The organism is Kribbella sp. NPDC051952, assembly GCF_040680855.1.
Taxonomy (GTDB): domain Bacteria; phylum Actinomycetota; class Actinomycetes; order Propionibacteriales; family Kribbellaceae; genus Kribbella.
This window is the reverse complement of the sequence record NZ_JBFAXQ010000005.1, coordinates 316,002-340,211: the sequence shown is the minus strand read 5'-3', so window position 1 is coordinate 340,211 and position 24,210 is coordinate 316,002. Positions and strand designations below refer to the sequence as shown.

The 24,210-nt window shown below is 68.2% G+C and carries 23 protein-coding genes; 19 read left to right on the top strand and 4 right to left on the bottom strand.

Going from position 1 to position 24,210, the window contains the following annotated elements; genetic code table 11:
• Genes AB0L70_RS13025 through AB0L70_RS13005 form a run of 5 tightly spaced genes read left to right on the top strand, consistent with a single transcriptional unit; the run spans position 1 to position 5,452 of the window.
• Positions 1 to 1,203: an extracellular solute-binding protein gene (locus AB0L70_RS13025; protein WP_363683284.1), complete on the top strand. Its 1,203-nt coding sequence runs from the start codon at positions 1 to 3 to the stop codon at positions 1,201 to 1,203.
• Complete coding sequence (locus tag AB0L70_RS13020; RefSeq protein WP_363683282.1) at positions 1,200 to 2,324, top strand: ABC transporter ATP-binding protein; 1,125 nt, start codon at positions 1,200 to 1,202, stop codon at positions 2,322 to 2,324. Before AB0L70_RS13025 ends, AB0L70_RS13020 begins: the two co-directional genes overlap by 4 nt.
• Positions 2,321 to 3,223 carry a sugar ABC transporter permease gene (locus tag AB0L70_RS13015; protein ID WP_363683280.1) on the top strand — a complete coding sequence of 301 codons (903 nt, stop codon included), beginning with the start codon at positions 2,321 to 2,323 and terminating at the stop codon, positions 3,221 to 3,223. The genes AB0L70_RS13020 and AB0L70_RS13015 overlap by 4 nt, the downstream gene beginning before the upstream one ends.
• Entirely contained in the window at positions 3,220 to 4,059 is an 840-nt protein-coding gene (locus tag AB0L70_RS13010; protein WP_363683278.1) for an ABC transporter permease subunit, read from the top strand. The genes AB0L70_RS13015 and AB0L70_RS13010 overlap by 4 nt, the downstream gene beginning before the upstream one ends.
• Before the next feature lie 10 nt (positions 4,060 to 4,069).
• Positions 4,070 to 5,452 (top strand): mannitol dehydrogenase family protein, encoded by a 1,383-nt coding sequence (locus AB0L70_RS13005; protein WP_363683276.1) that lies wholly within the window; start codon positions 4,070 to 4,072, stop codon positions 5,450 to 5,452.
• Here AB0L70_RS13005 and AB0L70_RS13000 read toward each other — a convergent pair.
• Together AB0L70_RS13000 and AB0L70_RS12995 are read right to left on the bottom strand one after the other, a co-directional pair.
• Positions 5,427 to 7,001: a right-handed parallel beta-helix repeat-containing protein gene (locus AB0L70_RS13000; RefSeq protein WP_363683274.1), complete on the bottom strand. Its 1,575-nt coding sequence runs from the start codon at positions 6,999 to 7,001 to the stop codon at positions 5,427 to 5,429. The two genes, AB0L70_RS13005 and AB0L70_RS13000, sit on opposite strands and share 26 nt — an antisense overlap.
• A 173-nt stretch (positions 7,002 to 7,174) precedes the next feature.
• A complete protein-coding gene (locus AB0L70_RS12995) occupies positions 7,175 to 8,881 on the bottom strand; it encodes a right-handed parallel beta-helix repeat-containing protein (RefSeq protein ID WP_363683272.1) in 1,707 nt (568 codons plus the stop codon).
• 54 nt (positions 8,882 to 8,935) lie between these two features.
• On the opposite strand from AB0L70_RS12995, the gene AB0L70_RS12990 reads away from it, so the two are divergent.
• The 6 genes from AB0L70_RS12990 (at position 8,936) to AB0L70_RS12965 (ending at position 14,349) form a co-directional block, all read left to right on the top strand.
• The gene (locus AB0L70_RS12990; RefSeq protein WP_363683270.1) at positions 8,936 to 10,159 is read left to right on the top strand and encodes a glycosyltransferase; all 1,224 of its coding nucleotides are present in this window, start codon (positions 8,936 to 8,938) and stop codon (positions 10,157 to 10,159) included.
• 100 nt (positions 10,160 to 10,259) lie between these two features.
• The gene (locus AB0L70_RS12985) at positions 10,260 to 10,676 is read left to right on the top strand and encodes an adenylyltransferase/cytidyltransferase family protein (protein WP_363683268.1); all 417 of its coding nucleotides are present in this window, start codon (positions 10,260 to 10,262) and stop codon (positions 10,674 to 10,676) included.
• On the top strand, positions 10,673 to 11,404 hold the full coding sequence (locus AB0L70_RS12980) for a CDP-alcohol phosphatidyltransferase family protein (RefSeq protein ID WP_363683266.1): 732 nt from the start codon (positions 10,673 to 10,675) through the stop codon (positions 11,402 to 11,404). The genes AB0L70_RS12985 and AB0L70_RS12980 overlap by 4 nt, the downstream gene beginning before the upstream one ends.
• Entirely contained in the window at positions 11,404 to 11,820 is a 417-nt protein-coding gene (locus tag AB0L70_RS12975) for an adenylyltransferase/cytidyltransferase family protein (protein ID WP_363683264.1), read from the top strand. The genes AB0L70_RS12980 and AB0L70_RS12975 overlap by 1 nt, the downstream gene beginning before the upstream one ends.
• On the top strand, positions 11,820 to 13,007 hold the full coding sequence (locus AB0L70_RS12970) for a glycosyltransferase (RefSeq protein WP_363683262.1): 1,188 nt from the start codon (positions 11,820 to 11,822) through the stop codon (positions 13,005 to 13,007). Before AB0L70_RS12975 ends, AB0L70_RS12970 begins: the two co-directional genes overlap by 1 nt.
• A 277-nt stretch (positions 13,008 to 13,284) precedes the next feature.
• Complete coding sequence (locus tag AB0L70_RS12965; protein ID WP_363683260.1) at positions 13,285 to 14,349, top strand: type IV toxin-antitoxin system AbiEi family antitoxin domain-containing protein; 1,065 nt, start codon at positions 13,285 to 13,287, stop codon at positions 14,347 to 14,349.
• Here AB0L70_RS12965 and nadA read toward each other — a convergent pair.
• Positions 14,264 to 15,445, bottom strand: a complete 1,182-nt coding sequence (gene nadA, locus AB0L70_RS12960) for a quinolinate synthase NadA (protein WP_363683258.1) — start codon at positions 15,443 to 15,445, stop codon at positions 14,264 to 14,266. The genes AB0L70_RS12965 and nadA overlap by 86 nt on opposite strands.
• Before the next feature lie 81 nt (positions 15,446 to 15,526).
• On the opposite strand from nadA, the gene AB0L70_RS12955 reads away from it, so the two are divergent.
• The 8 genes from AB0L70_RS12955 to AB0L70_RS12920 all read left to right on the top strand — a co-directional run bounded on the left by AB0L70_RS12955 (position 15,527) and on the right by AB0L70_RS12920 (position 23,798).
• Positions 15,527 to 16,099 carry a nucleotidyltransferase family protein gene (locus AB0L70_RS12955; protein ID WP_363683256.1) on the top strand — a complete coding sequence of 191 codons (573 nt, stop codon included), beginning with the start codon at positions 15,527 to 15,529 and terminating at the stop codon, positions 16,097 to 16,099.
• Positions 16,100 to 16,137: 38 nt separating this feature from the next.
• Positions 16,138 to 17,013: a MoxR family ATPase gene (locus AB0L70_RS12950; RefSeq protein ID WP_363683254.1), complete on the top strand. Its 876-nt coding sequence runs from the start codon at positions 16,138 to 16,140 to the stop codon at positions 17,011 to 17,013.
• The gene (locus AB0L70_RS12945; protein WP_363683252.1) at positions 17,013 to 18,104 is read left to right on the top strand and encodes a VWA domain-containing protein; all 1,092 of its coding nucleotides are present in this window, start codon (positions 17,013 to 17,015) and stop codon (positions 18,102 to 18,104) included. Before AB0L70_RS12950 ends, AB0L70_RS12945 begins: the two co-directional genes overlap by 1 nt.
• Positions 18,097 to 19,218 carry an XdhC/CoxI family protein gene (locus AB0L70_RS12940; protein ID WP_363683250.1) on the top strand — a complete coding sequence of 374 codons (1,122 nt, stop codon included), beginning with the start codon at positions 18,097 to 18,099 and terminating at the stop codon, positions 19,216 to 19,218. Before AB0L70_RS12945 ends, AB0L70_RS12940 begins: the two co-directional genes overlap by 8 nt.
• 74 nt (positions 19,219 to 19,292) lie before the next feature.
• Positions 19,293 to 19,763: a (2Fe-2S)-binding protein gene (locus AB0L70_RS12935; RefSeq protein WP_363683248.1), complete on the top strand. Its 471-nt coding sequence runs from the start codon at positions 19,293 to 19,295 to the stop codon at positions 19,761 to 19,763.
• On the top strand, positions 19,760 to 22,144 hold the full coding sequence (locus tag AB0L70_RS12930) for a xanthine dehydrogenase family protein molybdopterin-binding subunit (RefSeq protein WP_363683246.1): 2,385 nt from the start codon (positions 19,760 to 19,762) through the stop codon (positions 22,142 to 22,144). The genes AB0L70_RS12935 and AB0L70_RS12930 overlap by 4 nt, the downstream gene beginning before the upstream one ends.
• Positions 22,141 to 22,995: a xanthine dehydrogenase family protein subunit M gene (locus AB0L70_RS12925; protein WP_363683244.1), complete on the top strand. Its 855-nt coding sequence runs from the start codon at positions 22,141 to 22,143 to the stop codon at positions 22,993 to 22,995. The genes AB0L70_RS12930 and AB0L70_RS12925 overlap by 4 nt, the downstream gene beginning before the upstream one ends.
• Positions 22,992 to 23,798 (top strand): SRPBCC domain-containing protein, encoded by an 807-nt coding sequence (locus AB0L70_RS12920; protein WP_363683242.1) that lies wholly within the window; start codon positions 22,992 to 22,994, stop codon positions 23,796 to 23,798. The genes AB0L70_RS12925 and AB0L70_RS12920 overlap by 4 nt, the downstream gene beginning before the upstream one ends.
• Here the strand turns inward: AB0L70_RS12920 and AB0L70_RS12915 are convergent.
• Positions 23,795 to 24,187 carry a VOC family protein gene (locus AB0L70_RS12915; protein ID WP_363683240.1) on the bottom strand — a complete coding sequence of 131 codons (393 nt, stop codon included), beginning with the start codon at positions 24,185 to 24,187 and terminating at the stop codon, positions 23,795 to 23,797. The genes AB0L70_RS12920 and AB0L70_RS12915 overlap by 4 nt on opposite strands.
• Positions 24,188 to 24,210: the final 23 nt, after the last annotated feature.

The following is a 24,210-nucleotide window of genomic DNA, read 5'->3' as shown; positions in this document are numbered from 1 at the left end:
ATGCACCTGCAACGGAGAACGGCCGCAGCGTTCGGTTTGCTCGCCATCCTGGTCGCGTGTGGTGCGCCGACCACCAACAAGCCCGCCGGCGACACCGGCGACGTACCCGACAAGCCGTCGAAGGCGGTGTCGCTGAACATCCTCGACGTGGCCGGCAACCTGCAGCTGACCCAGCCGATGATCGACGACTTCGTCGAGCAGCATCCCGACGTGATCTCCAAGGTCACCTACTCCAAGGCCCCGGCACCCGAGCTGGCCGGCAAGATCAAGGCCCAGCAGAACGCGAACCGGGTCGACCTCGACCTCGTGCTCACCGGCACCGACGGCCTCTCGGCCGGTCAGCAGCAGGAGCTGTGGACCGAGCTGCTGCCCAAGTACGCCGATCGCCTGCCCGGCATGAAGGACTACCTCCCACCCGCGGCGAAGATGCAGGAGCTGGCCGGCAACAGCGGCGTGACTGTGACCTACTACCCGTCCGGCCCGCTGCTCGAGTACCTGCCGGCCAAGGTCCCCGCGCCACCGCGCACTGCCGATGACCTGCTCGCCTACGCCAAGGCCAACAAGGGCAAGGTCATGTACGCGCGCCCGGCCAACTCAGGCCCCGGCCGCACCTTCCTGATGGGCCTGCCTTACATCCTCGGCGACAAGGACCCGAAGGACCCGATCAACGGCTGGGACAAGACCTGGGCGTACCTGAAGGAACTCAACCAGTACGTCGACTTCTACCCCTCGGGTACGGCGGACACCATGAAGGCCCTCGCCAACGGGTCGGCCACGATCATCGCGAGTACGACGGGGTGGGACATCAACCCGCGCGTCCTCGGCACCGTCCCGAAAGAGGCCGCGGTCACGCCGCTGACCGGTTTCCACTGGGTGACCGACGCGCACTACGCCGTCGTACCCAAGGGAGTCTCGACCGACAAGCAGGCTGCGATCCTGCAGCTGCTGCAGTTCATGCTGACGCCGGACCAGCAGGCCAAGGCCTACGACAAGGGCTACTTCTACCCGGGCCCGGCGATCAAGGGTGTCGATCTGTCGAAGGCGCCGCAGGACAGCCAGCAGGCGATCATGGACTTCGGCCGGCCGGAGTACGACAAACTGATTGCCGACAATCCGACCGAGGTACCGCTGGACGCGAAGAGCCTGGTCGCGGCCTTCGACAAGTGGGACCGTGAGGTCGGCGGCAGCAAGGTGAAGAAGTGAGCCTGGTGGAGGCCGCGCCCACGGCGACCGGCTTCGGTCAGCTCCGGCTCGAGGGCGTCGGCCGACGCTTCGGTACGGCGGATGCGCTCGCCGATCTCGATCTCACCATCGAGCGCGGGGAGTTCATCGCCCTGCTCGGCCCGTCGGGCTGCGGGAAGTCGACCGCGCTGAACTGCCTGGCCGGACTGCTGCCGCTCACCACCGGAGCGATCTGGCAGGACGATCAGCGGATCGACACCCTGCCGCCGGAGAGGCGTGGCTTCGGCATGGTCTTCCAGAACTACGCGCTGTTTCCACACCTGACGGTTCGAGACAACATCGCCTTCGGACTCCGCATGCGGCACCTGCCGAAGGATGAGGTACGGCGCCGGACCACGCGAGCGATCGACATGGTCCGGCTGGCCGAGCACGCGAGCAAGCTGCCGGGCCAGCTCTCCGGTGGTCAGCAGCAGCGGGTCGCGATCGCCCGGGCGACCGTGCTCGAGCCGTCGCTGGTGCTGATGGACGAGCCGCTGAGCAACCTGGACGCCAAGCTCCGGTTGGAGATGCGGACCGAGATCCGCCGGCTGCACCAATCGCTGGGGCTGACCACGGTGTACGTCACCCACGACCAGGAGGAGGCGCTCAGCCTGGCTGACCGCCTGGTTGTCATGCGCCAAGGTCGCGTGCAGCAGATCGGTACGCCGGAAGAGGTCCACACCAAGCCGTCCACCTGGCACGTCGCCGACTTCATGGGCTACCGCAACCTCCTGCCGGTGAAGGTCGACGGTCTGACCGGCGACGAGGTGACGCTGACGATCGGCGGTACGACGGTCACTGGTGTGGCGCAAGGTGAGGTCCTGAATGGCTCGGATGTGGTCGCTGCGGTGCGCCCGGAGGACGTGAAGTTCGGCCGGGAGGGCATCAGCGGTTTGGTCGAGGTCGTCGAGTACCAAGGCCGCGAGCTTGCGGTCGAGGTCGCGCTGAAAGACGGCACCCGGCTGCACGCCCGGACCGAACGCAAGGTCGAACCTGGTGATCCGGTGGCGATCACGATCGAGCCGGAGCGGCTCCTGGTCTACCCGTCCAACGGTGCGGACCGTCCCGCCACCGATCTCGCCGGGGCAGGGCTGGCCGTATGAGTGCGACCGGTCGTCTGAGTGCGTCTTCCAGTTGGCAGCATCGGTTCGCCGAGCGCGGTGTCGATCGGCGGCTCTGGTTGTTGCTCCCGGCCACGATCTTCGTGCTGCTGCTGTTCGTCTATCCGTTCCTCTACGGTCTCAGCCTCTCCTTCCAGCCGATGAACGGCGGCGGCCTGCTCGCCAACTACGACAAGTTCTTCAGCGACGCCTACCAGCGGGACACGATCGCGACCACGCTGAAGATCGCGCTGCCTGCGGCGCTGCTCAACGTGCTCGCCGCGGTGCCGATCGCGTTCCGGATGCGCGGCCGGTTCCGCGGGAAGCGGCTGCTCACGACCGTTCTCGTCGTACCGATCACGCTCGGGACCGTGCTCACCGCGCAAGGGTTGCTGAACTATCTCGGACCGACCGGGTGGTTCAACCGGGTGCTGCTCGACCTGCGGATTGTCGACAATCCGATCCGCCTGACGAACAACTACTGGGGCGTCTTCTTCTCGCTCGTCATCACCGGGTTCCCGTTCGCGTTCCTGCTCGTGCTGTCGTACCTGAGCGGTATCGACCCGACCCTCGAACGGGCCGCCGCGACCCTCGGCGCATCCCCGGCCCAACGGTTCCGCCGGATCACGCTGCCGTTGCTCGCGCCCGGATTGGCGACAACCTTCTTGTTGACGTTCGTACTCGCGTTCTCCGTCTTCCCGTCGGCGGTGCTGGTCGGTAATCCGGCCGGGGCCACCCGGGTGATCTCGCTCGCGGCGTACCAGGCGGCGTACGAGCAGTACGACTACGCCTATGCGTCGGCGATCGCGATGATCATGGGCGCGGTTGAGCTGATCGTGGTCGCGATCGTGCTGGTGTGGCGATCGCGGCTCTACACCGGATCGACGGGAGGCAAGGGATGAGCGCCCGTACGGTCAGGGCAACACCGACGGCCTGGGTCATCTGGGCGGTCGTCATCTTCTTCTTCGTCAACCTGGCCGGCGTGGTCGGGTCGGTGCTGGTGAGTTCGTTCGGCAAGCGCTGGTTCGACACCTGGGTGCCGACTGGGTTCACCACTCATTGGTACGGCGATGCGTGGCGTGAGTTCGGGTTGTTGCACGTCATCTGGGTGACCTTGCTCGCCTCGGCGCTGGTCGTCGTACTGTCGGTCCTGGTCGGTGCACCGGCGGCGTACGTGCTGGCCCGGAAGAGCTTCCCCGGTAAGCGGCTGGTGTATCTGACCTTCCTGCTGCCGATCCTGATGCCGCCGATCACGTACGGGATCCCGCTCGCGACCGTGCTGTACAAGTTCGGGTTCGCCGGTCATCTGTCCGGCGTCGTACTGGCGAACCTCGTACCGTCGGTGCCGTTCGTGATCCTCACGATGACGCCGTTCATCGAGCAGGTGGACCCGCGGATCGAGGACGCCGCCCGGATGCTCGGGGCCGGCACCCGGGCCGTGTTCCTGAAGATCCTCGCGCCGCTGCTCGTCCCCGGGCTGCTGGCGTCGGCGATCCTGGTGCTGGTCCGGACGGTCGGCATGTTCGAGCTGACCTTCCTCACCGCCGGCCCGGATTCGCAGACGCTGGTGGTGGCGCTGTACTACTCGATGTCCGCAGCCGGGATCCGGGCCCAGCAGTCGGTGGACGCGATGGCAGTCTTGTACACAGCGATGATGCTGATACTGCTGGTTGTCGCGCTCCGCTTCGTCAATCCCACCCAGTTGGTTGCCCGGGTCAAAGAAGAGCCCTCCGAATGAAGGGAATCCGTTGAACAGGCTGAGTCTCACCCATCTCCCCGTCGCCCCCGAGGTCGACCCGCGAGCGCTGTCGGTCGGCATCGTCCACCTCGGCCTCGGCGCGTTCCACCGCGCCCACCAGGCCGTGGTCACCGAGCGGTCCGCGGTCGTCACCGGCGAGACGCGATGGGGGATCGCCGGCGTGAGCCAACGCTCCGCGAACGTCCGCGACCAGCTCGCACCTCAAGACGGCCTGTACGCCGTTCTCGAGCGCGGACTCGGTGATCCGTCGGTGCAGGTGATCGGCAGCATCCGTGAGGTCCTGACCGCACCGGAAGATCCGGAGGCCGTGGTCGCGAGGATCGCGGATCCGGCGGTGTCGGTGGTGACGCTGACCGTGACCGAGAAGGGCTACCGCGCCACGGGGACCGGGCTCGACCTGAACGATCCCGAGATCCAGGCCGACCTGACCGGCCGGCCACCGCGGACCGTCGTGGGACAGCTCGCCGCCGGTCTGGCGCGGCGGGACGAGCCGTTGACGATCGTGTCCTGCGACAACCTGGTGGCCAACGGCCCCTTCCTTCGCCAGCTCGTGACCGACTATTTCGATGCCCTGGGCAAAGTCCCGGAGGTGTTCGAGGCGACCCGGTTCCCGGCCAGCATGGTGGACCGGATCGTGCCCGCGACGACCGAGGCCGATCGGGAGGAGGCCGCCCGGTTGCTCGGCGCACGCGACGAGGCGGTGGTGGTCGCGGAACCGTTCCTGCAGTGGGTGATCGAGAACGACTTCGCCGGTGATCGTCCGGCCTGGGAGCGTGGTGGTGCGGTGCTCACCGCGGACGTCGCGCCGTGGGAGCAGGCGAAACTGCGGATGCTCAACGCGACCCACTCGATGCTCGCCTATCTGGGCGCACTGCGTGGCTACGAGACCATCGCGGAGGCGGTCCGCGACGACGAGTTGTCCGCTTTGGCGCGTGAGTTGATGACCGAGGACGTCGTACCGACGCTGTCGCCGCCTGACGGGTTGGATCTGGTGGAGTACGGCGCGAGTGTGCTGGAGCGGTTCGCCAACCCGGCGTTGAAGCACCGGACCACGCAGGTTGCGATGGACGGCTCGGTGAAGCTGCCGGTCCGAATGCTCGGCACGGTGCGCGACCGCCTGGCTGCCGGCGCCGAGCCGCGGGTCATCTCGCTCGCCGTCGCCGCGTGGATGGTCTACGTGCTGCAGACTCCGACCGTCGACGACCCGCAGGCCGACCGGCTCAAGGCAGCCCTCGCGGGTGCGACTGAGCCGGCCGCCGTGGTCGACGCCCTGCTGGGCGTGGAGTCCATCTTCACGCCCGACCTGCGGGACTCAACGGTGTTCCGCGAGCTCCTGGTCGAGCACGTCAGCCGCCTGACGGCTCGATCGTGAGGATGCCCGTCGCATTCAGGATCGCCTTCCCGATCCGGAAGGCGCTCGTGGTGTCCTGACCGGTCTGGCGCCACTGCTGCGCGGTGTACCACTGGCCGGTCCGCTGGAACCGTTCCGCGGTCATGCTGTCGAGGATGTAGGTGTTGCTGTTCATCGTGACCTCGCCGGCCGGAATGACCGCGCCGGAGTTCTGCACCATGCCGGTCGCGGTGGTGCCGCCGCGCATCGTCACCTGGTTGTTGGAGACAACGACGTCGCGGAGCACGTTCTGACCCCACGGGCCGGAGCCTCGGGTCCGGGACTGGATCGAGATGCCGTTCACGTTGTTCGCGACCACGTTGTCACGGACCTGCACGTTCGACGAGGTGTTGACGTTGATCCCGCCGCCGTCCCACAGCGACGTACCCGAGCCGCGGCCGGTCCCGAAGCCGTTGCCGCTGATCACGTTGTCCTCGATCACGCCGTTGCGACCGATCTCGTACCGGATCCCGTCGGCGGCGTTGTCGAGGATCTGATTGTCGGCAAAGGTCCGGCTGTCGTCGTACGCGTCGCTCCACAGGCCGACCCCGCGGTTGGCCTTGATCAGGTTGTCCGACACCGAACCGCCGTTGGACCAGGTGGTCTTGATCCCGCCCGACTCCCAGTCCGCGATCCAGAAACCGTCGGTGTTGTTGTCGGTCACCTCGTTGCCGGAGATCGTGCCGCGCAACGTGCTGTACTGCCCGACGCCGAGCTGACCGTTGTGATGGATCAGGTTCTTCTGGAGTACGGCGCTGTCCGCGTTCACGAGCATCGCGCCGACCGCGTGGTTCCAGCGGATCTCGTTGGCGAACACCCTCCAGCCCAGGCCGAGCACGACCGCACCACCCTGCGGGGGAGTGGCGAAGTGCTCGATCGTCAGCCCACGCACGGTCACGGTGTTCGCGCTGGACTCGATCGCGGTCGGTGTCTTCGACATCTCGACCGAGTGGCCCTGTGGGTTGTCGCCGAGATAGACCGCGTTCGCCGCGTAGTCGGAGTAGAAGGTGCCAGCGGCAACCTTGTCGCGGGTGGCGACCCGGGTCAGGTGCCTGCCGTCGAAGAAGACCTGCTCACGGAGGTAGCAGATGTTGGTCTTGTTGTCCTCGCACTGCCCGGTCTGGGCGTACGCCGGCGGCAGGGCTCCCGTGGTCACCCAGTCGCCGCTCGACGCGACCCACTTGGTCAGCGGGACAGATCCCGTGAGTACGGCGCCCTGGTCGCTGGCGAGGACCTGGTTCGGCCGCGGATGGATCGTCTCGCTGATCCGGTGCAGACCCTTGGCAAAACAGAACGTCGTCCCGGTCGGCGCGTCGGCGATGATCGCGGCCGCGTCCTGGCCGGGTTTGATGACGACACCGGAACAGGCAGGCGCCTGCGCCGGACCGGCCGGCTGACTACTGTCCGTCAGCAGGCCGGGAACCAGGTCGAGCGGATCGTCGGTGGGACTGCCGTGCGCAGGCAAGGTGCCGACGGCAACGGCAAAGGTGCTGACTGCAACGATCGCTGAAAACGCTGTGTATGTCTTCATTACGGAGCCTCCTGGGGGCACAGGTAAGCCCTAAGCGCACCCCCCAAGGCGCGGCTTCGCTTTGCACACTACTACTACCTCAGGTAGCCATGGCAATACGTTCCGCACAAATATGTTGCATCCGGCAATCGATCGAGCCTTGGGGCGGCCAGACCGTGCTCAGCCGGCCGGGCTCAGTTCGCCAGGAAGGTGCCGATGGCATCCAACCCGGCGGCCTTCCAGCCGGCCGCGGTCAGCTTGGTGCCGAAGCGGGCGAACCGCTGCGCACCGAGCGCGTCCAGCACGTATTTGTTGCCGCTGAACACCACTTCACCGGCGGGGACCGCGGCGCCGGCGTTCTGCACCATGCCGGTCGCCTGGCTGCCGCCGGTCATCTCGATCGTGTTCCCGGTGACGCTGATGTCGCGCAGCAGGTACGTGCCCCACGGGCCGCTGCCACGGGTCCGGGACTGGATCGTGACGCCGTTGACGTTGCCGGAGATCTTGTTGCCACGGACAGTGACGCCGGACGAGGTGTTGATGTTGACCCCGCCGCCGTCCCACAGCGACGTACCCGAGCCACGTCCGGTGCCGAACCCGTTGCCGGTGATCGTGTTGTTCTCGATCGTGCCGTTGCGGCTGATCTCGAACCGGATCCCGTCCGCGGAGTTGCCGACGATCTGGTTCGAGCTGATCACCCGGCCGTCGTCGGCCACGTCGGCCCACATCCCGATGCCCTTGTTGGCCTTGATCGTGTTGCCGCTGACCGTGCCGGAGGACCGGGTCGACTTGATCCCGCCGGACTCCCAGTCGGCGATCCAGAAGCCGTCGGTGTTGTTGGAGCTGATCACGTTGTGGGTGATCGCCGCGGCGGCGGAGGCGTACTGCCCGAGGCCGAGCTGGCCGTTGTGGTGGATCAGGTTCTTGTCGACCTTGGTGCTGTTCGCCTGCACCAGCATCACGCCGACGGCGTGGTTCCAGCGGACGTCGTTCGCGGTCACCTTCCAGCCCGGCCCGGACACGAGTGCCCCGGCCTGCGGTGCGCTGGCGAAGTGCTCGATGGTCAGACCGCGGACGACCACACCTGTCGCGTTCGACTCGATCGCGGTGGCCGTCTTCGACATCTCCACCGCGTGCCCGGTCGGGTTGCTGCCCAGGTAGATCGCGTCGCCGGCGTAGTCGGCGTAGAAGGAACCAGGCGCGACCTTGGCGATGCTGGAGGTCCGGATCAGGTGCTCACCGTCGAGGAACAGCTGCTCGCGCAATGAGCAGATGTTCGTGACGTTGTCCTCACACTGCCCGCTCGTGCCGTAGGCCGCGGGGAGCGCGCCACGGACGACCCAGTTCGCACCGGACCTGGTCCAGCCGGTCAGGGGGACCGAGCCGGTCAGGACGGCCCGCTGTGCGCTGGCCAGCACCTGGTTCGCCTTCGGGCGGATGGTCTGCGTGATGCGGTGCAGGCCCGCGGCGAAGCAGAACGTCGTACCGGCGGGCTTGGCGTTGACGATCGACTGGGCGTTGTCACCAGGCTCGATCACGACGCCACTGCACGGGCCGGCGACTGCTGGGCCGGCCTCGTCCGAGTCCACGGTCTCGACCGTTGGGGCGGTCGGGGCGGTGGTGGTCGGCGTGGTCTTCGTCGGCTTCTTGGTGGTCTTCGTCGTACCGGGCTTCTTCGACGGGGTCGTGGTCGGGTTGCCCTTGGGTGCGGCGGTGCCGGGGGAGGTGGCCTTCGGCTGGGGCACACGGCGTGAGGGGAGCACGCCGGCTTTGCCGGGATCACTGACCACACGTGACTTGACGGCGCTCGTCGCGTTGTTCTCGTTGGCAATGACCGGGAGCGCGACAGTAACGACACCCAGCGCAGCCGCGATAAGCGCTGCGAACCACAACTTCCTCAATGCACTGCTCTCCCTGAAACCAGGTGTAGCCACCGCGAGACATAAGGTAGTGCCATGCGGGTCGCCATGTTGCACAACCGTTACCGGACGGGTCAACCCAGTGGCGAGAACACCGTCGTCGCCCAAACGATTGATTTGCTGCGCAACTCAGGACATGAGATCGACCTGTACGCGCGAAACAGCGACGATATCGCCGCGATGGGCCGAAAAGATCGCGCACTGTTACCGTTCCGCTCCGTCTGGTCATTTTCGGCGGAACGCGATTTAACACATCTATTGCAGGCGCAACGGCCCGATGTGGTGCACATTCACAACACCTTTCCGTTGTTCAGCGCCTCGGTGCTGCGCGCGGCGCACCGGCTGGACCTCCCGGTGGTGGCCACGCTGCACAACTTCCGGCTGATCTGTGCCAACGCGGTCCTGCAGCGCGACGGCAAGCCGTGCGAGTCCTGTGTGGGCAAGCTGCCGCTGGCCGCGGTCAAGCACAGTTGCTACCGGGAGTCGCGCGTACAGACGTTGCCGATGGCGACGAGCATCGGTGTCCACAACACCTTGCACACCTGGCAGCGGTACGTCACGACGCTGGTCGTGCCGTCGGAGTTCGTCAAGGAGCGGTACGTCGCGGCCGGCTACGACCCGGAGCTGTTCGAGGTGAAGCCGCACGCCGTACCGCACATCGGTGAGGTGCGCAGTGGTGCCGGAGAGGCCGTGGTCTTCCTCGGGCGGCTGGAGGAGGACAAGGGGTTCGCGGATCTGTTGCGGGCCTGGGACTCCTCCCTCGGGAAGCTGGTCGTCGTCGGTGACGGCCGGCTGCGGGCCGAGGCGGACGAGCGGGCCCGGCGGGACCCGTCGATTCAGGTGCTTGGTCAACTACCGTGGGCGGACGGGATGGAAGTGCTCCGGTCCGCGCGCGTCGCCGTCGTACCGGCGCGTTCGTATGAGAGCTTCGGACTCGTGGTGGTGGAGGCGTTCGCGCACGGGGTGCCGGTGGTCGCATCCCGGCTCGGAGCGCTCGCGGAGCTGGTGGACGACGGCGAGACCGGGGCGTTGTTCGAGCCCGGTGATGCCGAAGGCCTGCGGAAGGCGATGGGGTTGCTGGCTGAGCCGGAGACTTCGATAGCCTTCGGCGAACGAGCCCGACAGGTCTATCTCGACCGCTTCACCCCGGAGCGCGACCTCGCGGCCACGGAGAGGATCTACACCGATGCGATCGTCCGGCACGCCGACAGCGGCCGGACCCGGCGAGGACGCTGGGCGGGTCGTGGGCGGACGGTATAAAGTCGCGCCTGACGTGGGGGATCGCAACAATGTGGGCTCATCGACAGTGGGCTCTCTCGGAGAGTCGCAGGGGGCAAGGCGTTTGCTGGGGAATGGCAGTGTGCCGCGGATCGGGTGTGCGGTCGGGGTCTTCGACCTGTTCCACGTCGGTCACGTCGACCTGCTCGAGCGTGCCCGCCGGGTCTGTGACCGGCTGGTGGTCGGTGTTCTGACCGACGAATGGGCCGTGGACGCGTGGGGTGCGCGCCCGTTCGTGCCGCTGACCGAGCGGGTGCAGATCCTCGAGCACCTGCGGTGCGTCGACGAGGTGGTCGTGGTGGAGGGCGTGCCGGCCGCGTGGCTGACCGGCGTACACACGGTTTTCGCCGCCAGCCGTCTGGACGGTGTGCTGGGGGTCGAGGAGCTCGCCGGAATTCCGGCCGAGCTGATCACCGTCCTGCCGGCCGGCCGTGGTTCCCGCAGCCCGATCCTGCGCGCCGCCATCGACCAGCGCCAGTCCCGCAGCTCGGTCGCATGAGTTCATTACGGGAGACGGTGGCGCAGCTGTCGCGGGCGCAGAAGCCGTCTGCCGGGACACCGGCGTACTCGCGGTTCGTCAATCGACGGATCGGACGGGTGTTCGCGGCCGCGGCGTTCCTCGGGCATCGGACGCCGAACCAGGTGAGCCTGGCCAGTGGGTTCTGTTCCCTGGTCGGCATCGTGCTGATCGCTCTCGTTCGACCGTCCCTGGCCCTGGCGCTCGCGGTGACCGCGCTCCTTGTGCTGGGTTACGGGTTGGACTCCGCGGACGGGCAGTTGGCTCGGCTGCGGGGCGGCGGCTCGCCGCTCGGTGAGTGGCTGGATCACATGATCGACTCGATCAAGATCGTCCTGCTGCACAGCGCCGTACTGATCTCGTTCTACCGCTTCGATGCCTTTAGCAACGAGTTGGCGTTACTCGTCCCGCTGGCCTACGTGTGCATGTCGTCGGTGCTGTTCTTCGGGCTGATCCTGATCGATCAGCTGCGCCGACGCCACGGCGGTACGCAGCAGCCCAACGCGCGTGGTGACTCCGTCGCGAAGTCGTTGCTGATAGCACCGACCGACTACGGCATCCTCTGCCTGGTCTTCCTCGCCTTCGGTACGCCGTCGCTGTTCATCATCCTGTACGGCGCTCTGCTCGCGGCGAACCTGCTGTTCCTCGCGGCCGCGTTCGCCAAGTGGTACCGGGAGATGGCCGCACTGCAGCCGGGGGTGAGTGGCTGATGGCACTCGTCGGTTACGCGCCCGGGGTCTACGACATGTTCCACATCGGCCACCTGAACATCCTGCGCCGGGCCCGCGAGCACTGTGATCACCTGATCGCCGGCGTGGTCGAGGACGACGTGGTGGCGCGGATCAAAGGCCGGCCGCCGGTGGTCCCGCACGACGAGCGGATGGACGTGATCCGAGCGCTTGATCTGGTCGACGAGGTCGTCAGCGACTGGTCCAGCGACAAGTTCGAGATGTGGAAAGAGCTCCGGTACGACATTCTCTTCAAAGGTGACGACTGGAAGGGCACCGAGAAGGGAACGAGACTGGAGAGGCTGCTCGGTGAGGTCGGTGCCCAGGTGCACTACTTCCCGTACACGGCTTCAACGTCCAGCACCGATCTGCGCAGGCTCCTGGAGGGAATGAGCTGATGTCGGCCCGGCCCAAGGTCTTGCTCAGTGCGTACGCGTGCCGGCCGCAGGGTGGCTCGGAGCCGGGGGCCGGTTGGGCCTGGGCGAAGGCAGCCGCGCGGGACCACGACGTGTGGTTGCTGACCCGCGGCAAGTTCGCGCACGAGATCGCCGAGGAACTGGCGATCCGGCCGGTTCCGGCGTTGACCGTCGTACCGCTCGAGTTGCCGAAGTGGATCCTGCGACTGCGGCGGCGTCCGTCGGACGTGTACTGGTACTACCCGCTCTGGCAGGGACTCGCGCGCCGGACCGCCGAGCGGCTCCAGGCCGAGCATTCGTTCGATGTGATCCATCACTTGACCTTCGCGGTCGACTGGATGTCGGCCGGCGTCGTGACGGAGTCGTCGGCGCGGGTGATCTGGGGTCCGGTCGGTGGATCGACGACGGCACCGCTGTCGATGGCGCATTGGCTCGGCGGCCGCGGAGTCGTGGCGGAGCTGGTACGGCGTACCTATACAGGGATCCGGCGCCGGCTGACCGGTCGCAAGCTGGCCCAGACCGCCGACCTGATGGTTGCCCAGAACAACGATGTCGCCGAGGTGTTCCGCCCGTACGCGCGGGAGATCGCGGTCCAGCCGAACGTCGCGATCCGCCGGTTCACCGCCTCCGGGCCGTACGAGCCTTTTGGTGCCCCAGGCATCAAAACGGCACTGTTCGTCGGCCGGCTGATCCCGTGGAAGGGCGTCCTGCTCGCGGTCAGTGCACTGGCCCGTCCCGAAGCGTCGAACTGGGAGCTCCGCATCATCGGCGACGGCCCCGACTGGCGCCGCGCCGAACGCCTGGCCGACGAACTCGGGGTCCGGGACCGGGTCGAGTTCACCGGTCAGCTCCCACGCGAAGACGTCCTCGCCGCGATGTTCCGCGCCGACGCCCTGCTCGCGCCCGCCCTCCGTGAGGCCGCCGGCTGGGCAGTCACCGAAGCCCTCGCCTCAGGCTGCCCCGTGGTCTGCGTAGACCGCGGCGGCCCCGCCGTCATCGTCGGCCCCGACGAAGGCGTCTCCGTCCCCTGGCGCGGCGACGTAGTAGGCGAACTGGCCAAAGGCCTGGCGTCCCTCCGGGGCCGCATCACCCCGGTCGACCGCTGGGGCCCCGACCGCCTCCCCGACATCCTCGCCGCCTGGTACGCCCCCGCCCGCGTCTCCCACTAACCCCGCCGCCACCGCCGGCCCCGCCCGCCCGCGCCCGCCCCACCGCCGGCCCCACCCGCGCCGCCCCCGCCCGCGCCGCCGCCCCCGCGCGCGCCGCCGCCGGCCCCGCGCCGCCACTAACCCCGCCCGCGCCCCCGCTCGCAACACGAGGGGATAACCCGTCCTCTTGTGGGTTCTCCGTTGGTGTGCGAGCAGAGAACCCACAAGACGCGGGGGTATCCCCTCGAATGGGTTGTCCACAGATGTGGGATTGAGGGCGCCGGGGCGGGGTCGGCCGATGGATGCTTGGTGGGTGAATGCACGCCTCGAACTGATTGCGGGCAACCAGGCCGGCGTGTTCAGCCGGCGCCAGGCCCTGGCCAGCGGCTTCAGCGCCGACCAGATCGTCCGCCACCTGAGAGACGGCCGCTGGAAGACGATCCGGCGCGGCCAGTACGCCGAGAACGTCGACCTCGCGGCGATGGAACCGTGGGACCGAGTCCGGTGGGACCATCGCCAGCAGGTCCACGCCGTGATGAACTCGCTGCGGTCCGGGTCCATTGCCGTCAGCCACCAATCGGCGCTGATGCTTCACGGCCTGCCGATCTGGGGACTCGAGCTCAGCCGGGTGCATGTCACCCGGTTGGACGGCGGGTCTGGTGGCATCGTCGTCGGGGTCCAGCATCACCTCGGCAAACTGACCGAGGATGAACTGGCAGTGGTTGACGGACGATTGGTGACGAGCGTTCCCCGAGCTGTTGTCGAATCCGCCTGTACGGCGTCTTCGTTCGAGGTGGCGGTAGTGAGTGCTGACGCGGCCCTCCGCGAGTACCGACTGAGCGATGAGGCCCTGGCTCGTCAGTTGGAGCAGGCGCAGTTCTGGCCCGGGAGTACGACGGCCCGGGCGGCGGTGCGCTTCGGGAGCAGGTTGTCCGAGTCCGTCGGCGAGTCTCGTCTGCGGGTGCTACTGCACGACCACGGACTGCCCGAGCCCGTGCCGCAGGTGGAGTTCCACGATCGCGACGGCTTTGTCGGGCGGGTCGATTTCCACTTCCCGGCGTACGACGTTGTGTTGGAGTTCGACGGGACCTCGCAGCGACGATCCGCCAAGCGTTGGCCCGCGCGAATCAGGCTGCCTGACCCACAACCGTCCGTACGCCGAGAAACGGTCGCTCGCCGATCAAGTTCGAGGGGATATCTCCTCGACACGTGGGTTCTCCGTCCGTGTACCAGCAGAGAACCCACAACGAGACGGGATATCCCCTCGCGTCGGGCGGTCAGTCGCGGGCGGTCTTGCCTGGGAGGGCGAGCATGCGGTCCAGGGCGATCTTGGCGTACTTCTCGGTGTCGGCGTCGACCTTGATCGGGTTGACCACGTGGCCGGCGACCAGGTTCTCGAGGGTCCAGACGAAGTGGGGGAGGTCGATGCGGTTCATCGTCGCGCAGTAGCAGACCGTCTTGTCGAGGAAGACGATGTTCTTGTCGGTGTGCTGCTTGGCCAGCCGCTGGACCAGGTTCAGTTCGGTGCCGACGGCCCACGACGTACCGGGCTCGGCCTTCGCCAATGTGTCGATGATGTATTCGGTCGAGCCGACCAGGTCCGCCTTGGTGACGACCTCGTGCTGGCACTCGGGGTGCACGATCACGTTCACGCCAGGAACCCGCGCCCGTACGTCGTCAACCGATGCGGCCGTGAAGCGGCCGTGCACCGAGCAGTGTCCGCGCCACAGGATCATCTTGGCCGCCGCCAACTGCTCGCGGGTCAGGCCGCCGCCCGGCTTGTGCGGGTCGTACACCACGCACTCGTCGAGCGAGATGCCCATCTTCAGTACGGCGGTGTTGCGGCCGAGGTGCTGGTCCGGCAGGAAGAGCACCTTCTCGCCCTGCTCGAACGCCCACTCGAGCGCGGTGTCGGCGTTGCTCGACGTACAGACCGCGCCGCCGTGGCGGCCGCAGAACGCCTTGATGTCGGCGCTGGAGTTCATGTAGGTGACGGGCACGGTCACGTCCGCGATACCGGCGTCGGCGAGGGCGTCCCAGGCCGCCTCGACCTGCTGGATCCGGGCCATGTCCGCCATCGAGCAGCCGGCCGCGAGGTCCGGCAGGATCACGGTCTGCGAGTCGTTGGTGAGGATGTCGGCGGACTCGGCCATGAAGTGCACACCGCAGAACACGATGTACGGCGCGTCCGGCCGGTTGGCCGCGTCCCGGGCGAGCTTGAACGAGTCACCGGTGACATCCGCGAACTGGATCACCTCGTCGCGCTGGTAGTGGTGCCCGAGCACGAACACCTGGTCACCCAGTGCTGCCTTCGCCTTCAGCGCCCGCTCGACCAGATCCGGGTCGGAGGCGGGCGGCAGCGCGCCCGGGCACTCGACTCCACGCTCGGAGTGCGGGTCGGTGCTCTGGCCGAGGAACAGCAACGGGAGGGACTTGGAGCCCTCTGCGATCGTCGTCACGTCAACATCGTGCCACGCCGCAGGCCCGCCGCCGCGTGGTAAGCGTCACTGCCCAGACTGTGAAATCGGTACTCTCCGAGTGTGAAGCTCGCCGGACTGCTCCTCGCCGCCGGCGCCGGGCGTCGCTTCGGCAGCCCCAAGGCGCTCGTTCGCGACCCGTCCGGCGTCTCCTGGGTGGTCCGCACCGCCCGGGTACTCACCGCGTCCGGGTGCTCGCCGGTGCTCGTCGTCGTTGGTGCCTCCGCGGACGAGGTCCGAGCCGAACTGACCGGGGAGCCGGTCGAGGTGATCGAGGCAACCAACTGGGACGAAGGCATGGGCGCCTCGCTCCGAGCCGGCCTGATGGTGGTGCACGACGCGGAGGCGGTGGTCGTCGTACCCGTTGACGTGCCCGGTCTCACGGTCGAGGCGGTCCGACGGGTCGCGGCAGACCGATCGGGTCTGGCCCGAGCCGTGTACGGCGGACAGCCCGGGCACCCGGTGTTGTTGGGACGTGAGCACTGGACCGGAGTGCTCGCATCGGCGCACGGGGACGAAGGAGCACGCCCGTACCTCAAGCAACATCAGGCGATCGAGATCGAGTGTGGTGACCTCGCCGACGGGTCGGATGTGGACACCGTCGACCAGCTACCGGACGGCCATCGGGGTCGCTGAGGGTTGGCAAGCACGGTGGGTGGGGTGATGCTGGGCAGATGAGCGACGTCAGTTCGGCAGCCGAGCTGGCCGAGCGATTGCGGGAGACGGGGTACCTGGCCGGCGACGGCCTGGCCACGGTCGGCTATCTCGCGCTCGCGTTGCACCGCCCACTCCTGCTCGAAGGAGAGCCAGGTACAGGCAAGACCTCGCTCGCCGCCGCCGTTGCGGAAGCGCTCGACGTACCGCTGATCCGGCTCCAGTGCTACGAGGGCATCGACGCGTCCCAGGCCCTTTACGACTGGGACTTCCCGCGGCAGATCCTGCACCTGCGCACCGTGGAGGCAACCAGTTCGGACGCGGCCGTCGAAGAGGTGGAGAAGAGCCTGTTCGACGAGCGGTTCCTGCTCGCTCGCCCGGTACTGCGGGCGCTCCGGGAGAGTCCCGCCGTACTGCTGGTGGACGAGATCGACCGTGCCGACGACGAGTTCGAGGCGTTCCTGCTCGAGGTGCTCTCGACCTACGAGGTGACGATCCCCGAGCTCGGCACGATCACCGCCGACGTGCCGCCGATCGTCGTGCTCACCTCCAACCGCACCCGCGAGATCCACGACGCGCTGAAACGTCGTTGCCTCTACCACTGGATCGATCATCCCGGGCTGGCCCGCGAGGTCGAGATCGTCCGGACCCGGTTGCCCGACGTCTCGGCGCGGCTGGCCGAACAGGTCGCGCGGTCGGTCCAACGGATCCGCGAGCTCGATCTGCTCAAGCCGCCAGGAGTCGCCGAGACGCTCGACTGGGCGCGTGCACTCGACGCGCTCGGGACCGACGTCCTCGACGTCGAGACCGCGGCGGCCACGCTCGGCGCGGTGCTCAAGTACCGCGAGGACACCGACCGCGTCCGCGAATCATTAGACCGGCTCCTGGCCAGCTGATGACGGCGGCAGACCTGGCGTTGGCCGGATTCGCGTCAGCACTCCGGTCCGCAGGTCTGCCGGTCACCGCCGACCGCGTCCACCTGTTCCTCCGGGCGGTCGCCACCCTCGACGCAGGCGCCACCGCCGACGTGTACTGGGCCGGCCGGGCAGCACTCTGCGGCGGACCCGACGACACCGCCCGGTACGACGAGGTGTTCGCCGCCTGGTTCTCCGGACAACGATCCCGCGGCGTTGTCCGCCGTACTCCGCAAGCCTCGGTCCAGGCCGCACTCGACGCCGACGACGCCGGCGCGGGGGAGGATAGCGCTCGGTCCGTCAACGTCTCCGCGAGTACGACCGAAGTCCTCCGGCACCGTGATGTCGCCGACCTCTCGGCACGCGACCGGGCCGAGTTGGCCCGCATGTTCGCCACGCTGCGGCCGCGGATCCCGGTACGGCGGGCCGTCCGCCGGCGTCCGTCCCATCGCGGCGACATCGATCCGCGCCGGACGCTCCGGGCCCAGCTGCGCCAGGTCGGCGAGCCGGCCCGCGTGCAGTACCGCCGCCGCGGTGCCCGCCCGCGCCGGGTCGTCGTCCTGATCGACGTCTCCGGCTCGATGCGCCCGTACGCCGACAGCTTGCTCCGGCTCGCGCACACGATGGTCCAGCAGGCTCCGCGCTCGGTGGAGGTGTTCACGATGGGCACCCGGCTGACCCGGGTGACCCCGGCGCTACGTCGCCGCGACGCGGACTACGCACTGCGCGCCGCGGGGGACGTCGTACCCGATTGGTCGGGTGGGACGCGGCTCGGTGAGGTTCTGAAGGTCTTCCTGGATCGGTGGGGTCAGCGGGGGATGGCGCGTCGCGCCGTCGTGGTGGTGTGCAGTGACGGATGGGAGCGCGGCGACGCCACGTTGCTCGGTGCGCAGTCGCGGCGGCTGGCCGGGCTGGCGCATCGCGTGATCTGGCTGAACCCGCATCGGGGCAAGCCCGGCTACCTGCCCGTGCAGTCCGGGATCGTTGCCGCTCTTCCGGCGGTCGACGATCTCGTCGCCGGGCACAGCCTGGCCAGCTTCGCGGACCTTCTGGAGGTGGTCGCCGATGCGTGAGGTGCTCGAGCGGTTGATGTCCTGGTGGGACGCGGGTGAGTCGGTTGCCGTCGGCACCGTGGTGGCGACCTTCGACTCGGCACCGCGGCCGCCAGGTGCGGTCATGCTGGTCGGTCCCGGTCTCGAAGCCGTCGGCAGCGTGTCGGGCGGCTGCGTCGAGGGCGCGGTGTACCAGCTCGGTGAGGAGATCCTCGCGTCCGGCGAACCGGTCCTGCAGCGGTACGGCGTCAGCGACGAGTCGGCCTTCGCCGTCGGGCTCACCTGTGGCGGGATCATCGACATCTTCGTCGAGCGGATCGACCGGACGTCGTACCCGGAGCTCGGTGAAGTGGCCGCCGACATCGCCGCCGGCCGTCCGGTCGCGGTGGCAACCGTCGTCGCGCATCCGGATGCGGCCCGGATCGGCCGCCGGCTGGTGGTCCGGCCGGAAGGCGTTGCGACGACGGGGAGTCTCGGGTCGGAGCGGGCCGACGATGCCGTCATCGACGACGCACGCGGGTTGCTGGCGAACGGTCGGACGGAGACGTTGGAGTACGGGCCGGACGGGCAGCGGCGGGGTGAGGGCATGCGGGTGTTCGTGTCGTCGTACGCACCGGTGCCGCGGATCCTGGTGTTCGGTGCGATCGACTTCGCGGCGGCGGTCGCGCGGCTCGGATCCTTCCTCGGATATCGCGTCACGGTGTGCGACGCGCGCGCCGTCTTCGCCACCGCGTCGCGCTTCCCGTCCGCGGACGAGGTGATCGTCGACTGGCCGCACCGCTACCTCGCGGCCGAGGTCGCGGCGGGCCGGATCGACGGCCGGACGGTGATCTGTGTGCTGACCCACGACCCGAAGTTCGACGTACCGCTGCTGGAGGTCGCCCTTCGCCTGCCCGAGGTCGCGTACGTCGGTGCGATGGGATCTCGGCGTACCCACGACGAGCGGCGTAAACGGCTGCGCGAAGCCGGCCTCACCGACGCCGAGCTGGCACGGCTGGCCAGCCCGATCGGACTGGACCTTGGTGCGCGGACGCCGGAGGAGACGGCGGTCAGCATCGCCGCCGAGTTCATCGCCCAGCGCTGGGGAGGGGCCGGTGATCGGCTGTCGGAACGGGCAGGACCTATTCACCACTGATCCGATCTCTTGTGGGCAACATCACACGGGCGCAGGATCGGGGTACGGCGGTTACTGACATCTGGAGGCGGGGCATGACCCGAATCACGGTCAAGGTCGACGGAAGCAGCTTCACCGACGAGGTGGAGCCGCGCACGCTGCTCGTGCATTACCTGCGCGAGCAACTGGGGAAGACGGGCACCGTGGTCGGTTGTGACACCGGCAACTGCGGCGCCTGCACGGTCCACCTGGACGGGCGGAGCGTCAAGTCCTGTTCACTGTTCGCGGTCCAGGCCGACGGTCACGAGGTCACCACGATCGAGGGCCTCGCGACCAACGGGCAACTGCATCCGATGCAGCAGGCCTTCCACGAGAACCACGCACTGCAGTGCGGATACTGCACACCCGGCATGATCATGCAATCCATCGATCTGATTGCCGACAATCCGAATCCGTCCGAGGACGAGGTCCGGCTCGGGCTCGAAGGCAACCTCTGCCGCTGCACCGGGTACCAGAACATCGTCAAGGCCGTTCAGGCCGCGGCCGCCGCGGGGGGAACGCAATGACGACCACCGAGGACCGGCCGACCACCGAGATCGGTGCCCCGCGCCGCCGCAAGGAAGACGCCAGGCTGATCACCGGCCGCACCAGATGGACCGACAACATCGTCCTGCCCGGCATGCTGCACATCGCCATGGTCCGCAGCCCGTTCGCGCACGCTCGGATCACCGCGATCGACACCGAGGCGGCCCGGGCCGCCAACGGCGTGGTCGCCGTACTGACCGGAGCGGATATCGCGGACGAGCAGGGCGCGCTGCCGAACGCCTGGGCGGTGGTCCCGGACCAGAAGGCGCCGGTACACCCGTCGATGGCCGTCGACCACGTCGCGTTCGCCGGCGAGATCGTTGCCATGGTGGTGGCCCGGAACGCGGCCGAGGCGAACGACGCGGCCGAACTGGTCGACGTGGACTACGAAGAACTCACTCCTGCGCTCGACCTCAGGTCGTCGGCCGCGGACGAGGTGATCGCGCACCCCGACCTCGGCACCAACGTGTCGGCGGTCTGGTCCTACGACTCCGCCGAGGCCGGCACCGGTGGTGACGTGGAGGCGGCGATCGCGGCCGCGCGCGACGGCGGGATCGTGATCGAGAAGGAGATCCGCCAGCAGCGGCTGATCCCGGCGTTCATGGAGCCGCGCTCGATCGTCGTCGACCCGACCACCGAGCAGTTGACGGTCTGGTCGTCGACCCAGGTGCCGCACTTCGTAAAGATCTTCATCGCGCTCGTGCTGGGCATCCCGGAGCACAAGATCCGCGTGATCGCACCGGATGTCGGTGGTGGTTTCGGCGGCAAGCTCCAGTTCACGCCGGAAGAGGTCCTCACCGTCATCGCGGCCCGTCGTACCGGGAAGCCCTGCAAATACAACGAAACCAGGTCCGAATCGCTGATGGCCGCGCACCACGGCCGCGACCAGTGGCAGCAGCTCACGCTGGCCGCGAACGCCGACGGCACGGTGACCGGGCTCAAGGTCGAGCTGATCGCCGACATGGGTGCCTACCTCGGCCTGGTCACGTCGGCGATCCCGTTGCTGGGCGCCTTCATGTACAACGGCATCTACAAGTTCCCGTCGTACCACCTCGGCATCACCAACGTCTTCACCAACAAGACCTGGACCGACGCGTACCGCGGCGCCGGCCGGCCGGAGGCGACGTTCGCGATCGAGCGGCTGATGGACGAGCTCGCGGTCCGGGTCGGCACCGACCCGCTGGAGATCCGCGAACGGAACTGGATCAAGCACGAGGAGTTCCCGTTCTCGACGGTGGCCGGACTGCGCTACGACTCCGGCAACTACGAGGCCGCGACCGCCAAGGCCAAGGAGATGTTCGGGTACGACGAACTCCGTGCCGAGCAGGCGAAGCGGCGGGAGTCCGGCGACCCGGTGCAGCTCGGGATCGGGATCTCGACGTACACCGAGATGTGTGGTCTGGCGCCGTCGCGCTGGCTCGGCTCGATGGGGTATGTCGGCGGTGGCTGGGAGCACGCAGCGGTACGGATGCTGCCGACCGGGAAGGTCGAGGTCATCACCGGCACGAGTCCACACGGCCAAGGCCATGAGACGGCGTGGAGTCAGCTGGTCGCGGACCGGCTGGGGGTCGCCTTCGAGGATGTCGAAGTCCTGCACGGTGATACGCAGGTCGCCCCGCGCGGACTCGACACGTACGGATCGCGGTCGCTGTCGGTCGGCGGGATGGCGGTCCTGGCCGCGGCGGACAAGGTGATCGAGAAGGCCAAGTCGATTGCGGCCCAGTTGCTGGAGGCAAACGTCGACGACCTCGAGTTCTCGGCCGGCCGGTACGGCGTCCGCGGTACCGATGCCGGGATGACGATGGCCGAGCTCGCGTTCGCGGTCTTCCAGGGGCACAAGCTCGACGGTTCGGCGGAAGGTTGCCTGGATGCCGACGCGACGCTCGACCCGGACGACTTCTCGTTCCCGCACGGGACCCACCTGTGTGCGGTCGAGGTCGATACCGAGACCGGCGCGGTCGACATCCGGTCGTACGTGAGCGTCGATGACGTCGGCGTGGTCGTCAATCCACTGATCGTCGAGGGCCAGGTGCACGGCGGTCTGGCGCAGGGGATCGCGCAGGCGCTGTTCGAAGAGGCCGTGCACGATGAGTCCGGCACGCTGGTCACCGGGTCGTTCGACCAATATTTGTTGCCGGGGGCACCCGATCTGCCGAAGTTCGAGACGGCTCGCACGGAGACTCCGGCGACGACGAACCAGTTGGGTGTGAAGGGCGTCGGGGAGGCGGGCACGATCGCGTCGACACCGGCGGTCGTCAATGCCGTCGTCGACGCGGTCCGGCACCTGGGCGTGACGGACGTGCCGATGCCGTGTACGCCGTACCGCGTGTGGAAGGCCATCCAGGAAGGAGGACGGTCATGATCCCGGCGGCGTTCGAGTACTTCAGTCCGGCATCGGTGGACGAGGCGGTCGCCCTGTTGGGTGAGCACTCCGACGCGAAGGTGCTGGCCGGTGGACAGAGCCTGACACCGGCGTTGCGGTTGCGGCTCGCCGCGCCGGACACGATCGTCGATCTCGGCAAGATCGAGGAGTTGCGAGGCGTCCGGGACGATGGGGACGCGCTGGTGATCGGCGCGATGACAGCGCACAGCACGGTGCAGTTCGATCCGCTCGTCGGCGAGCATGCCCGGTTGATCTCGTTGGCGACGGCAACGGTCGGGGATCCGCAGATCCGGCACCGGGGCACCTTCGGTGGGTCGCTCGCCCACGCCGATCCGGCCGCTGATCTTCCCGCCGTCGCGGTCGCGCTGGACGCGTCGTTCGTGATCGCCGGGCCGGAGGGTCGCCGGACCGTGGCCGCGCCGGACTTCTTCCAGGGCGTCTTCAGTACGGCGCTCGGCGACGACGAACTGCTGGTCGAGATCCGGGTGCCGAAGTACACCGGGTGGGGCGCGCACTACGAGAAGTTCAACCGGGTCGCGCAGGCGTGGTCGATCGTATCCGTAGCGGCCGCTGTCCGGATGGATGGCGGCTCGATCGCGGAAGCGCGGGTTGCCCTGGGCAACATGGGTTCGACACCGGTCCGGGCGACCGCGGTCGAGGCGGCGCTGGTCGGCGGGCCGGCCACCGCCGACGCAGTGCGCGAAGCTGCGGCCCGGGCGGCGGACGGTACGTCGCCGGGGACCGACCTCAACGGTGATGCCGACTATCGCCGGCATCTGGCGACGGTGCTGACCCGGCGTGCGGTTCTGGCCGCGGCAGGTACCGGATGAGGCTGGAGCACAGCTTCGTCGTACCAGCTCCGGTCGAGCAGGTGTGGGCCGCGTTCAACGACCTCGAACGGGTGGTGCCGTGTTTTCCCGGTGCCACCCTGACGGGGTACGACGGTGATGCGTTCACCGGCTCGGTAAAGGTCAAGCTCGGGCCGGTGTCGTTGCAGTACTCCGGCACCGGCAGCTTCCTCGAACGCGATCCGGACGGTCATCACGCGCTGATCGAGGCCAAGGGCAAGGACCGCCGCGGCAACGGTACGGCGACGGCGCGCGTCACTGCCCGACTCACGGCGTCCGGTCCGGACTCGACCGACGTCACAGTGGACACCGACCTCACGATCACCGGCCGCCCGGCCCAGTTCGGCCGGGGCCTCATCCAAGACGTCTCCAACCAACTACTCGACAAGTTCACCACCTGCCTAACCACCAAACTCGAACCCCCCACCAAACCAGCTGAACCAGCTGAACGAGCTGAACCAGCTGAGCCGGCCGTCTCGCCTGAGCAGCCGGCGGCGCCGGAGCAGCCGGCCGGGCCGGAGCAATCGGGCGCACCGGACCAGTCGGCCGCACCGGAGAAACCGGCGTCACCGCAGGGACCGGCCTCGCCCGGCCCACCGGCCGGCTCGGCGCAGCCGGCTGCGGGCGCCGCCTCCCCGAGGGCGGCGGCTGATGCACCGCCGGCCGCTGCGGCGGAGCTCGATCTCGGCAGCACGTTGTTGCCGGTGCTTGCCCGGCGGGTGGCGCCGTACCTCATCGGTGCCGCGGTGGCACTGCTCCTGCGTCGTCTGTTCAGCCGCAGCTAGTCGCCCATCGGGATACCGCTGGCCGGCCATTCGACCAGCTCGAAGCGGTAGCCGTCGGGATCCACGAGCCACGAGGTCTTCGGACCGTCGTCGCCGTGGATCTCCGGCGGCTCGGGCTCCAGACCGGCCTCCGTCAAGCGTTCGACGGTAGTCAGGAGCGACTCGACCTCGATCGCGAAGTGCTGGAAGCCGCCGACCTCGACCGGACCGTCGGCCGGCCGATGCACCAGTTCGAGCGATACGTGCGGTTCGTCCGGGAACTTCAGCCAGACCAGGCTGGACCCGTCGTCGAACGGCACCGTGCCAAGTTCGACGTACCCCACCGCCCGGTAGAAGCCCAGCGAACGCTCGAGGTCGCTCACCCGGAGCGCGAACAGGATCGTCTTCATGTCGACGATCCAACTGTTGACTC